This is a genomic window from Cloacibacillus sp. An23 (assembly GCF_002159945.1).
Taxonomy (GTDB): domain Bacteria; phylum Synergistota; class Synergistia; order Synergistales; family Synergistaceae; genus Caccocola.
The window spans coordinates 99,221-112,036 of sequence record NZ_NFJQ01000010.1 but is presented as its reverse complement, the minus strand read 5'-3'; the positions used below and the strand labels follow the sequence as shown (position 1 = coordinate 112,036).

The 12,816-nt window shown below is 55.7% G+C and carries 7 protein-coding genes and 3 rRNA genes; 5 read left to right on the top strand and 5 right to left on the bottom strand.

What is annotated here, in order from left to right:
- Nucleotides 1-13: 13 nt before the first annotated feature.
- The 5 genes from B5F39_RS10985 (at nt 14) to rrf (ending at nt 5,737) form a co-directional block, all read left to right on the top strand.
- A complete protein-coding gene (locus tag B5F39_RS10985; protein ID WP_087367372.1) occupies nt 14-268 on the top strand; it encodes an alcohol dehydrogenase in 255 nt (84 codons plus the stop codon).
- Entirely contained in the window at nt 252-677 is a 426-nt protein-coding gene (locus tag B5F39_RS10980; RefSeq protein ID WP_087367370.1) for a GNAT family N-acetyltransferase, read from the top strand. Before B5F39_RS10985 ends, B5F39_RS10980 begins: the two co-directional genes overlap by 17 nt.
- Before the next feature lie 203 nt (nt 678-880).
- A 16S ribosomal RNA gene (locus tag B5F39_RS10975) occupies nt 881-2,398 on the top strand.
- A 174-nt stretch (nt 2,399-2,572) separates the two neighbouring features.
- Nucleotides 2,573-5,540, top strand: a 23S ribosomal RNA gene (locus B5F39_RS10970).
- Between the two features lie 81 nt (nt 5,541-5,621).
- A 5S ribosomal RNA gene (rrf, locus tag B5F39_RS10965) occupies nt 5,622-5,737 on the top strand.
- The 16S, 23S and 5S rRNA genes sit together here, the layout of an rRNA operon.
- A 1,096-nt stretch (nt 5,738-6,833) precedes the next feature.
- On the opposite strand, the gene B5F39_RS10960 is transcribed toward rrf, so the two are convergent.
- From B5F39_RS10960 to purM, 5 genes are all read right to left on the bottom strand, one after another.
- Complete coding sequence (locus tag B5F39_RS10960) at nt 6,834-7,697, bottom strand: NADAR family protein (RefSeq protein WP_087367367.1); 864 nt, start codon at nt 7,695-7,697, stop codon at nt 6,834-6,836.
- A 180-nt stretch (nt 7,698-7,877) separates the two neighbouring features.
- Nucleotides 7,878-8,393, bottom strand: a complete 516-nt coding sequence (gene purE / locus B5F39_RS10950) for a 5-(carboxyamino)imidazole ribonucleotide mutase (protein ID WP_087367361.1) — start codon at nt 8,391-8,393, stop codon at nt 7,878-7,880.
- Between the two features lies 1 nt (nt 8,394).
- Complete coding sequence (gene purD, locus B5F39_RS10945) at nt 8,395-9,672, bottom strand: phosphoribosylamine--glycine ligase (RefSeq protein WP_087367358.1); 1,278 nt, start codon at nt 9,670-9,672, stop codon at nt 8,395-8,397.
- 19 nt (nt 9,673-9,691) lie between these two features.
- Nucleotides 9,692-11,821: a bifunctional phosphoribosylaminoimidazolecarboxamide formyltransferase/IMP cyclohydrolase gene (purH, locus tag B5F39_RS10940; RefSeq protein WP_087367355.1), complete on the bottom strand. Its 2,130-nt coding sequence runs from the start codon at nt 11,819-11,821 to the stop codon at nt 9,692-9,694.
- Nucleotides 11,800-12,816, bottom strand: a complete 1,017-nt coding sequence (gene purM / locus B5F39_RS10935) for a phosphoribosylformylglycinamidine cyclo-ligase (RefSeq protein ID WP_087367352.1) — start codon at nt 12,814-12,816, stop codon at nt 11,800-11,802. The genes purH and purM overlap by 22 nt, the downstream gene beginning before the upstream one ends.

Sequence of the window (12,816 nt, the reverse complement as noted above, 5' to 3'; positions counted from 1 at the left end):
AAGAAGCATTGAGATGTTGATACTATCCTGCCAGAAATGCGGAGAGCTGCAAGTGCTCGCGGGCTCGCCGGACGCGGACGGCAAGGCCCGCGCGATGTGGACCTGCCCGCGCTGCGGAGCCGGGCAGCTCATTGAGCTAAGCGTCGCGAAAGACGCGAGACGCGGCGACCTCAGAAAAATCGTCGGCGGCCTCGCTTTGACATCCGCGAAAAGCCCGAGAGCCTACGGCTTCATACGGGAAGGACTCGCCGATGAAATTAAATCCTGAATACTACTTCTACGACAGCAAACTTGCGGTAAAGCCGGCCGAACTTCAGGACCTTTACCGCTTCACGCGCTGGGGACGCAGCCGCTCGCTCGATCAGATAGCCAGAATGCTTGAAGGAACCAGCATGTGTTTCTCGATACGTCACGAAGGGAAACTGGTCGCCTTCTGCCGTATGCTCACGGACTTCGTATTCCGGGCCTCACTGTGGGACATTCTGGTACACCCCGACTACCAGGGCAAAGGCATAGGATCGCAGCTTCTCACATACGCTCTCGGCCACCCTGCAGTAAAAGACGTGCCCGTAATAGTGACCTATACGAGCGAACTCACAGAATTCATGGGTCGGCTCTCCTTCGAGCCCCGCGACGGCCTCCTCATCCTCCAGCGCCGCCCCATGGAGTACTCCTAAAAATTTTTCTGCCAGGTTTACGAAAAAATAACAAAAAGGGGCTTGCAATTTTTGCGGAAGCGTAATATACTTCCTTTTGTCGCCGCCACGAGGCAAGCAACAAACCGAAACGGCGATAAGCACCATGTCAATAGAATAGTGCATAAGGAAATTGTGAATTACACGATGTAAATCTGCAATTCCAGCGAGCGAGATTCAGGAATCAAGCGGAGAGTTTGATCCTGGCTCAGGACGAACGCTGGCGGCGTGCCTAACACATGCAAGTCGAACGGGGTTGTTTTAGAAGCTTGCTTTTGGGACGACCAAGTGGCGGACGGGTGAGTAACGCGTGAGGACCTGTCCCTGACAGGGGGACAACATTTGGAAACGGATGCTAATACCGCATAAGCCGAGAGGTGAAAGGAGCAATCCGGTTGGGGAGGGACTCGCGTTCTATCAGCTAGTAGGCGGGGTAAAGGCCCACCTAGGCGAAGACGGATAGCCGGACTGAGAGGTCGACCGGCCACACTGGAACTGAGACACGGTCCAGACTCCTACGGGAGGCAGCAGTGGGGAATATTGGGCAATGGGGGCAACCCTGACCCAGCGACGCCGCGTGGGTGAAGAAATCCTTCGGGATGTAAAGCCCTGTTGTGTGGGAAGAAGCAATGACGGTACCACACGAGGAAGCCCCGGCAAACTACGTGCCAGCAGCCGCGGTAATACGTAGGGGGCGAGCGTTGTTCGGAATTACTGGGCGTAAAGCGCACGCAGGCGGCCTGTTAAGTCTGCTGTCAAAGGCTGAGGCTCAACCTCAGTTCTACAACAGATACTGGCAGGCTAGAGTATGTGAGAGGGAAGTGGAATTCCCGGTGTAGCGGTGAAATGCGTAGATATCGGGAGGAACACCAGTGGCGAAGGCGGCTTCCTGGCACACTACTGACGCTCATGTGCGAAAGCCAGGGCAGCGAACGGGATTAGATACCCCGGTAGTCCTGGCCGTAAACGATGGATACTGGGTGTGGGGCAAGCAGTTGTTCCGTGCCGTAGTTAACGCGTTAAGTATCCCGCCTGGGGACTACGGTCGCAAGACTGAAACTCAAAGGAATTGACGGGGGCCCGCACAAGCGGTGGAGCACGTGGTTTAATTCGATGCAAACCGAAGAACCTTACCTGGGTTTGACATACACGTGGTATTGAAGTGAAAGCGGAAAGACCTTAGCTTGCTAAGGAGCGTGAACAGGTGCTGCATGGCTGTCGTCAGCTCGTGTCGTGAGATGTTGGGTTAAGTCCCGCAACGAGCGCAACCCCTATTGCCAGTTGCTAACAGGCAGAGCTGAGCACTCTGGCGAGACTGCCGCCGACAAGGCGGAGGAAGGTGGGGATGACGTCAAGTCATCATGGCCTATATGCCCAGGGCGACACACGTGCTACAATGGCCGGCACAGAAGGCAGCTTACGCGCGAGCGTTGGCGAATCCCAGAAAGCCGGTCCCAGTTCGGATTGTAGTCTGCAACTCGACTACATGAAGCCGGAATCGCTAGTAATCGCAGATCAGCCAAGCTGCGGTGAATACGTTCCCGGGCCTTGTACACACCGCCCGTCACACCACCCGAGTTGGGGGCACCCAAAGCCGCAGGCTCAACCCGCAAGGGGGAGATGCGTCTAAGGTGCGCCGAGTAAGGGGGGTGAAGTCGTAACAAGGTAGCCGTACCGGAAGGTGCGGCTGGATCACCTCCTTTCTAAGGAGCGGCTTGAAAAACAGCCGTAAATAAAAAATTAAACGCGAACCCTCGCGACAGACGGCACGTTTTCAACAAACGACCGCCTCCTCCTCATCCTCAGTCTCGCACCATGAAAAACTTTCGGAAGCGGGTAAAAGCGCCTGCAAGAGAAAGTCCATAAAGGATTTATGAGGTTAAGGTACACATAGCACGAGGGGAATGCCTTGGCGCTGAATGCCGACGAAAGACGCAGCAAGCTGCGAAAAGCTACGGGGAGGAGCAAGCGTCCCGTGATCCGTAGATCTCTGAATGGGGCAACCTTCATGGGGCAACCCATGAGCCTTTTAAAAAGGCGGCAACCGGGAGAAGTGAAACATCTCAGTACCCCGAGGAAAAGAAATCGTAAGAGATACCCCGAGTAGTGGTGAGCGAAAGGGGAGAAGCCCAAACCTGAGCCGTGCCAAGCCCGCAAGCGTTGCGGCACAGGGGTAGCGGGAGCTTTCATCAAGGGATGCGGCCCTTGAACGGAGTTACAAAGTTTTTCATCAACCGAACAGAGTTGGAACATCTGGCCGAAGAAAGTGAAAGCCTTGTAAGTGAAAATGAAAAACCTCCGGAAAGCCACCCAAGTAACACGGAGCACGTGCAATTCCGTGCGAATCCGGGCCGACCACGGTCCAAGGCTAAACACATTCAGCGACCGATAGAGAAACAGTACCGAGAGGGAAAGGTGAAAAGCACCCCTGGCGGGGAGTGAAACAGACCTGAAACCTCGTGCTAACAAGCAAATGGAGCTTCTTATGAAGTGACATTGTGCCTCTTGGAAAATGAGCCGTCGAGTTATAGTGCGTGGCAAAGTTAAAAACTACAAGGTTTGAAGCTGCAGCGAAAGCGAGTCTGAACAGGGCGCAAGTCTCGTACTATAGACCCGAAGCCATACGATCTATCCATGTCCAGATTGAAGACCGGGTAACACCGGTTGGAGGATCGAACCACAGCCTGTTGAAAAAGGCCTGGATGAGGTGTGGATAGGAGTGAAAAGCTAATCGAGTATGGTGATAGCTGGTTCTCCCCGAAATGCATTGAGGTGCAGCCTCGATCGAAGACTGCAGGGGGTAAAGCACTGACTAGGTAAGGGGGCGTTCAGCCTACCGAGCTTAATCAAACTAAGAATACCTGCAGATCATGATCGGGAGTGAGACTGCGAGTGCGAAGATCCGTAGTCGAAAGGGAAACAGCCCAGCCCGACAGCTAAGGTCCCAAAGCCCATGCTAAGTGTTACAAGGATGTGGGGATGCCCAGACAGCCAGGAGGTTGGCTCAGAAGCAGCCACCCTTGAAAGAGTGCGTAACAGCTCACTGGTCGAGCGTCCCTGCGCCAAAAATGTGGGGGGCTAAGCATGGCGCCGAAGCTTCGGATTCAGCGGTAATAACCGTTGACTGGTAGGGGAGCGTTCCATAAAGGACGAAGCAGGCCTGTAAGGGCATGTGGACATTATGGAAGTGAGAATGACGGCATGAGTAGCGCAAAGTGTGCGTAAAACACACTCACCGTAAACCCAAGGATTCCTGGGGAAGGTTCATCCGCCCAGGGTTAGGCGGGCCCTAAGGCGAGGCCGAAAGGCGTAGCCGATGGACAGCGGGTAGACAATCCCGCCCTCCGGCAAATCGTTTGACAAACGGGGCGACGCAGAAAGCTATGCACGCCGGGTGATGGAAATCCCGGTACAAAGCCGTAGGCTTGGGAGAGAGGCAAATCCCTCTCCCTCTAAGGCCGAGAGCCGATGTGGAGGAAATAATTCTGGAAGGTGCAAAAGCTCGGCTGCCGAGAAAAACCTCTATGGAGAAATGCCGGACCCGTACTTCAAACCGACGCAGGTGGGTTGGCTTAGAAGGCTAAGGTGAACGGGATAACCATTGTTAAGGAACTCTGCAAGTTGACTCCGTAACTTCGGGAGAAGGAGTGGCTGGCGGCGTGAATATTTTACATAGTAAGCGCTGTTGGTTCGCAGAAACCAGGCTCAGGCGACTGTTTAACTAAAACACAGGACTCTGCTCAAGGCGCAAGCCGAAGTATAGGGTCTGACACCTGCCCGGTGCTGGAAGGTTAAAGGGAGAGGTTAGCCGCGAGGCGAAGCTTTGAACTGAAGCCCCAGTAAACGGCGGCCGTAACTATAACGGTCCTAAGGTAGCGAAATTCCTTGTCGGGTAAGTTCCGACCTGCACGAAAGGTGTAACGATCTGAGCGCTGTCTCGACAGTGGTCCCGGTGAAATTGTGGTACTGGTAAAGACGCCAGTTACCCGCAGTAGGACGGAAAGACCCCGTGGAGCTTTACTGTAACTTGATATTGGATTTCGGTAAGGTATGTATAGGATAGGTGGGAGGCATAGAACCATGATCGCCAGATTATGGGGAGCCGCCCTTGGAATACCACCCTTACCTTGCTGGGATTCTAACCGCGAGCGTTGAAGCACGACGCGGGACATTGTCAGGCGGGCAGTTTGACTGGGGCGGTCGCCTCCCAAAGAGTAACGGAGGCGCGCGAAGGTCACCTCAGGGTGAATGGAAAACACCCAGAGAGCGTAAGGGTATAAGGTGGCTTAACTGTGAGAGAGACATCTCGAGCAGAAACGAAAGTTGGTCCTAGTGATCCGGTGGTCCTGAGTGGAAAGGCCATCGCTCATCGGATAAAAGCTACCCCGGGGATAACAGGCTGATGCCGCCCGAGAGTTCCTATCGACGGCGGCGTTTGGCACCTCGATGTCGGCTCATCGCATCCTGGGGCTGAAGCAGGTCCCAAGGGTTGGTCTGTTCGCCCATTAAAGCGGTACGTGAGCTGGGTTCAGAACGTCGTGAGACAGTTCGGTCCCTATCCACTGCGGGCGCAAGGTATTTGAAAGGAACTGTCCCTAGTACGAGAGGACCGGGATGGACGGACCGCTAGTGAACCAGTTGTCCTGCCAGGGGCATAAGCTGGGTAGCCATGTCCGGATCGGATAACCGCTGAAGGCATCTAAGCGGGAAGCCGGCCTTGAGATGAGATACCTCATTGCGAAAGCAGATAAGGCGTCCGGCAGACGACCGGATAGATAGGTTGGGGGTGTAAGAGGGTAACGCCCTTTGAGCCGACCAATACTAATACGCCGAAGCCTTAACCTCATAAATCCTTTGCGGACGTGCTGGAAGCAGGCTTTATCCGCGCATCACGGAGGGCAGAAGCCTCAGTGATGGGAAAAGATTTCCGGTGTTCATAGAGAGGTGGACACACCCAGTTCCATGCCGAACCTGGCAGTTAAGCACCTCATCGCCGATGGTACTGCGGAGGGTATCCGTGGGAGAGTAGGACGGCGCCGGAATTAGTTGAATGAGAGAGGGACGGCCTTAGGCCGTCCCTCTCTCGCTTTATGTTCCAGTTCATATACTCGCCTGTCTCAGTGCCTCCGTCTTTATGCTCTTGCCGTAGATGCCAACTGTAAATCTGCGTCATGCGAAATTCCGCCTGCGTCTCAATATATACACGCCTCTCAGCCGCACGTTCTTGCTTTACGGAGTGAGACGGCCGCTCCGCCTCACGCGCTTCGAAGCTGGCTTCATCTGCTTTAATTTCCATGTGCATCTCATGCCTCTCTGGCGCGCTTCGTCATGTGCGTACATACATGCACATGCTTTCAAACGGGCTTAACGAACCTGCTCGTCTTGCTTTACATCGTTTACAACAGCTGTGCTTACAACGAAACTTCGTCGTTATGCCTGTTTTATGTTCTTGTTGTGCGCTGAACGGAATATAGATATTGGCGTTAAGGTGCAGCCGCCCGTGCGCATGGGGGAGAGGCCGCCGTTACGTTAGGCCGCGCTTGGACCGGCATCCAGTGGCGTGGAATGACTGGATGCACTTGTGTTGTAAGGGGCTATCAAGCCGACCTGCTGAGTTTGTTTGAGCCAATAGACCCGTTTAAGGGTAAGCCGGTGGACGCAGGCAAAAAAGATTCCCGGCAAGCTCCTTTAGGAGCCGCCCGGGAAAATGGTGCGGTTGGCGGATTTTCAAGCTCGTTTAGAGCTGCCGGTAATATGCCCTTATAGGGCTGGGACATACCACCGGCTTAGCTGGTGGTTCTGATTTTATATACTTGTCTAAGTACGGCTGCTATCACGCGAACCGTGGGACGGCCAGGGAGCTAGGACGAAGATTTGCCGCACGAAGCACACGGCGAATTATGAGGTAAGTGAGACTGCAAGTCTATGATTTGCGTAGTAGAACTTAGCTTCCCCATTATTCGGTCGGTTTCTTCACTACTCTGTTGCGGCATGTGCTTGGATTTGGATATAATTACTTGGACATGCACTATTCATACGGCTAGAATCACGAGAAGCTTACACGTGTTAAACCATGGATCATTGAGACGGCGTATGGCGGTTGTATATCAACTTCATGGGCTATTTATTACTATAGCTCTAGTTACGTGACACAGAGTCACATAACGATTCGTTCTTGGTGACGCGCCGCAGCTCATCACGTACTTCCATAAGCGCAAAGCCTAGGAGGTTTTGTCCGCGCCACTTCAGAGGATTGGCAGCATCGGGCGCGTCTGCCTGCATGCGTATGCCCCATATTCCATCATAGGGGCTGGCTTCGACTAGTATAGCGTCGCCAGTCGATAGGAGGAATGTCTTCAGCGCCACATTTTGACTAAATTTGCACCAGTTCCCGTTAAGTACGATAGCGAATTTAGCCTTGTCCCATGTGACCTGCTCAAAGTCTTTAACTCGTCGTCCAAGTCCCTTGATTTGTTTAGGACTGCGGCTCTCTAAAATTTTTCCCCTTGTTTCTTGGTCATCGAATAGATCAGCTTTTCCAGCCATCATGTATTGCTCCATACAGCAATATGTTTGCCCCATAGCGTTGAAGTCAGTCATCCACCATTGGCTGAAGCAGCTTTTTGTTAAGGTTCCGTCATTAGCAGGCTTATGTCCACAGAAGAAGCAGAATTTATGTTGTTGGCCCTCTTCCGTTATTCTCTGTAGCCACGGTAGCGTATACTTAGGAGTTCCGTCCGAAGTCCATAGTGTAACAATAAAGTTGCCGTGTTCTAATATATTTGTAGCGTCAGTATCATTCCACCAGCCTGCCCATGTGACTGGTTCAGGGAACATGTCACGATACTTTTTTTGCTTCTCTTCCGGAAGCGAATAAAACCAATCTGAGAATTTATATAGATAATCTTCGCCGTATCCCATTCGCCAGCCAATGGAATAGCGTTCTATTTCGGGGTATGCAAGCCATGGAGGCGGCAATAACTTTTTGTGGTTTAATGACATGCTTTTTCCTTCCTGTGCATCGCTAATGACGGCAGTTCCCAAAGTTATTTATCATATGCAGATATTATACAAGGAATTTTTATTGTTTTTTGGCGGAGCAATGATGTTGCCGCTATTTATTACAAGAGGCCGTACTCTGTTCCTGTACGGCCTCTTGTGTGTCTTGGTACTTTGGGAAGTTTAATACGCTTCGTCCGGGGCGGCGGGGAGGTTTTCTAGTTTTTTGCGGCTGTCGCGGACTTTCTGGGATTCTTTGGCGGCGTAGGCTTCGAGCTTTTTGGTTAGCTCGCAGTCGGCAGCGGCTACAATTCTGGCCGCCATGAGGCAGGCGTTTTTCGCGCCGTTTAGGCCGACGGAGGCAGCCGGAACTCCTGGAGGCATCTGCGCTATGGAAAGGAGCGCGTCCATGCCGTCGATCGCGCCGCCTTTTACCGGGACGCCTATGACGGGGAGAGTGGTCGCCGCTGCGACTACGCCGGGAAGCGCGGCGGAGAGGCCGGCGACGGCTATAAGAGCCTGTATGCCGCGGGCGCGGGCTTTTTTCGCGTAGCCTTCGACGTCCTCTGGAGTGCGGTGAGCGGAGGCTATCGCAACTTCGTATTCTATGCCGAGTTCGTCAAGGACCGGTGTCCCTTTCTCGACGACTGGAATGTCGGAGGCGGACCCCATTATTATGCCGATTTTCGGAGATGCCATGTTATTTCCCCCTTTTCAGCGATTTGTCGCCGATGTCGTTTCTGTGGTGTTCTTTTTCAAAATGTATGCCGGCGATTCTGGCGTAGGCGCGTTCGCGCGCCGTCGGCAGGTCGTCCGCGAGTCCGACTACTGTGAGCACGCGGCCTCCGTTTGTAACGAGGCGGCCTTTGTCGTCGAGCTTCGTGCCGGCATGGTAGACGAATGTGTTGGGGACGTCTTCGTCAGTTCCGGTTATTACATAGCCTTTTTCAAAGGCTTCGGGGTATCCGCCTGAGGCCATGACGACGCCGAGCGCGGTGCGGACGGCTCCGGGCCATTCGACTTTGCAGAGCTCGCCTTTGGCGCAGGCCAGGGCCGCTTCGCCGAAGTCTCCGCCGAAGGCGGGGAGGACGACCTGCGTTTCCGGGTCGCCTAGGCGCACGTTGTATTCAAGTACGGAGAGGGATCCGTCGGGTTTTATCATTATGCCTGCGTAGATGACGCCGCAGAACGGTATTCCGTCAGCTTCGAGCCCTTTCAGCGTCGGCGTGAGCACTTCGTCGGTGACTTTTTTCATGAACACGTCGTCTACCCACGGGACTGGCGAGTATGCTCCCATGCCGCCGGTGTTGTTTCCTTTGTCGCCGTCGAGCGCGCGTTTATGATCCTGGCTGGAGGGGAGGATGCGCACGGTTTTGCCGTCTGTGAGGGCGAGGACTGTCATTTCCATGCCTTCGACGTAGTCCTCGACGACTATAATGTTTCCAGCCGTTCCGAGTTTCTGCTCTTCGAGCATCATGCGGCAGACAGCGACGGCTTCGTCATAGGTTTCGGGCAGGAAGGCGCCTTTGCCGGCCGCGAGCCCGTCAGCTTTTACGACGTAGGGGGCGCTGCGTTTTTTGAGCGCCGCTTCGCATTCGGCGAGGTTGGTGCAGAGGTCGAAGTCGGAGGTCGGTATGCCGTGTTTTTTCATGAATGTTTTGGAGAATGCCTTGCTTCCTTCAAGGCGCGCGCCGGATGCTCCGGGGCCTACGACGAGTATGCCGGCCTCGCGCAGCGCGTCGGCGGTGCCGGCGACGAGCGGAGCTTCAGGGCCGACGAAGACCAGTTCTATGCCGAGCCACGTGCAGAGATCTTTCATGGCTTTTGGGTCGCAGGGGTCGCCGGCGTGGCAGAGCGCGAGCTTCGCTATTCCGGGGTTGCCGGGGCAGCAGTGGAGTTCGGTGGTTATCTTCGATCTTGAGAAGGCGTGCACTACGGCGTGTTCGCGTCCGCCGCCGCCTAGTACCATGACTTTCATAGCTTTCACTCCATGTCCTTTAATGGCGGAAGGTGCGGCTGCCGCCGACGAACAGGCTGAGGCCGAGTTCTTCGGCTTTTTTGAATACTTCTTCGTCGCGTATTGATCCGCCCGGTTCGATGACGGCGCGGACTCCGGCCTTCGCGGCGAGCTCTATCGAGTCGGGGAAGGGGAAGAATGCGTCTGAGGCCATGACGGAGCCTTCGGCCTTGCCTTTCGCCATCTTTATCGCGTATTCGGCCGCGTCTACGCGGTTCGTAAAGCCGCCTCCGATTCCGACGGCCGCGCCGTCCTTTACGAGGACTATCGCGTTGCTCTTGGTTATCGCGGCTGTTTTCCAGGCGAATACTATGTCGTCCCAGAGCTCTGGGCGCGGCGTGCCGTGCCAGGTTCCTTCGGTTTCTTTCGGAAGCGCTGGGAGCTTGTCCTCTTCTATGAGCCAGCCGCAGCGGTTGGCGGAAATCTGGAATTTCGGCGCGTAGCCGGGGAGTATCTTGAGGACGCGGAGGTTGTGTTTCTTTTCGGCGAAGTATTCCGCGACGCCCTCTTCGAAGCCGGGCGCTGCGACGATTTCAAAGAAGGTTTCCGTTATCGCCTCAGCCGTTTCCATGTCCACTGCGCGGGTGAGGCCGATTATTCCGCCGAATGCCGACACCGGGTCGCATGCGAGAGCCTTTCTGAAGGCTTCAAGCGGCGTCGAGCCGTAGGCCGTGCCGCACGGCGTCGTGTGCTTGACTATGGTGCAGGCGCATACGTCCTGGAACACGGAGCAGCCGCGCAGCAGCGTGTCGAGGTCGAGCAGGTTGTTGAAGGAGAGCTCTTTGCCGGAGAGCTGCTCGAACGGGCGATGTTCGAGCGGAGGCATGAAGAGCGCGGCCTTCTGGTGCGGGTTTTCGCCGTAACGGAGCTCCTGCTCCATACGGAGCGGGATGATTTTGTCGTCTGAGACTTTCTCTTCGACGCCGAGCTCGCGGCAGAGGCCGCGGTATATCACCGCGTCGTAGGAGGATGTTGCTCGGAATGCTTTGAGCGCGAGCTCCTGTTTGAATTCGAGCGTGAATTCCTGCTTCTGCTCAAGCTCTTCGAGCACGCGTGCGTAGTCCGCGATGTCGGTCACTACGGCCACGTGGTAGTAGTTCTTCGCAGCCGCGCGGATGAGCGATACACCGCCTATGTCTATTTTTTCTATGAGCTGGTCGAGATCGGCTCCGCTTTTCGCGGTTTGTTCGAACGGATAGAGCGTGCAGACGACTACGTCGATGAGAGGGATGTTGAATTTCGCACGGTCTTCGTCGTCCTGCGCGAGGCCGCGTCTGGCGAGTATGCCGCCCATTATCGTCGGGTGGAGCGTTTTGACCCTGCCGCCGAGTATCGCGGGTACGCCGGTGAGGTCTACGACTTCTGTGACCTTGACGCCGCCCTCTTCAAGATATTTCGCCGTGCCGGAGCTTGATACTATCTCGTATCCGTGGGCGGCGAGACCTTTGGCGAGTTCGAGCGCTCCGGTCTTGTCCCATACTGAGATAAGCGCTTTTTTAGTTTCCAACATTCCAAGCCTCCATTTCGGGTTTGCGGGATTCTTTTCAAAAAATTCTTTCAGCGTTTTTTTATAAAGCTTGTGCTCGACGGCGTGTATCTTCGCCTCGAGCGTTTCTATCGTGTCGTCCGGCTCGCGTCTGACCTTTTCCTGGGCGAGTATCGGGCCGTGGTCGACTTCTTCGTCCACTATGTGGACTGTCACGCCGGTCTCAGGCACGCCGGCGTCCCATGCGTCGCGGATGCCGTGCGCGCCGGGGAAGAGGGGCAGCAGCGCGGGATGTATGTTTATGATGCGTCCCGCGAAGCGGCGCACGAACTCCGGCGAGAGTATGCGCATGAAGCCGGCTAGGACTATCCAGTCCGCTCCGGCCTCTTCCACTGCGAGGGCTATAGCCTCTTCCGCATCGGCTTTGCCTAAATTCTTGTATGAGAAGACGCGCGTCGGCACTCCGAGCTCCGCCGCCGTCTTCAGCCCTTTCGCCGCCGAGTTGTCGCTGCCGACGAAGGCCGGCACGGCCTCCAGCTCGCCGTCCCTTATAGCGTTGAGGATGGCGTGCATGTTGGTGCCCGTGCCGGATATGAGTATCGCTATTCGCGGGGCGCGCTGCATTTGATGACCTCGCCGATGACGGCCGGATGCTCGCCGAGCTTTTCTAGAGCTTCTTCGAGCGTTTTCAGGTCTTTCGGGTCTATTATGAATACGAAGCCGATGCCGAGGTTGAATACCTTGCGCATCTCTTCCTCGTCGATTCCGGCGCTCTGCACGAGGTCGAACACCTTCGGGCGCTTCCACGAGCAGAAGTCGACGTTGATGTCGAGGTGTTTCGGGATGACGCGGATGACGTTGCCGTACATGCCGCCGCCAGTGATGTGGGCCATGCCGCGCACGACTCCCGTCTCTATAGCGGCGAGCGCCGCCTTGACGTAGAGGCGCGTCGGACGCATGACTGCTTCGGCTACCGTTTCGTCCCAGCCTTCAGGCGTGGAGTCGAGAGCTACGTTCAAACCGTCTTTGCCGAGCGCGCTGCGCACGAGGCTGTAGCCGTTGCTGTGTATGCCGGAGCTTTCAATGCCGACGAGCAGGTTTCCTTCCTGGATGTCGCCGCCGTCGATTATTTTGTCTTCGTCCACTATGCCGACCGCGAATCCGGCGAGGTCGAAGCCGTCCGGTGCGTAGACGCCGGGCATCTCCGCCGTTTCGCCGCCGAGCAGCGCGCAGAGGCTTTCCTCGCAGGCGCTTATCACGCCGTCGACTATCGGGGCGAGTATTTTTTCGTCGAGTCTGCCGCATGCGGCGTAGTCGAGGAAGAACAGCGGGCGCGCGCCTACCGTGACGAGGTCGTTGACGTTCATCGCGACGAGGTCCTGCCCGAGGCCGCGGTAGAGGCCGGTCGCCTTAGCGAGCTCGAGCTTCGTGCCTACGCCGTCGGTGCAGCCTGCGAGGCATTTGCCGCCGCCTATTCTGTAAAGGCCGGCGAAGCCGCCGACTCCGCCGACGCAGTTTTTATCCTTGGGATGCTTGGCGAGGAGGGACTTTATCGTCTCGACCCACGCGTCGCCGCCTGAGATGCTTACTCCTGATTTCTCGTAGCTGAGCTTGCCCAA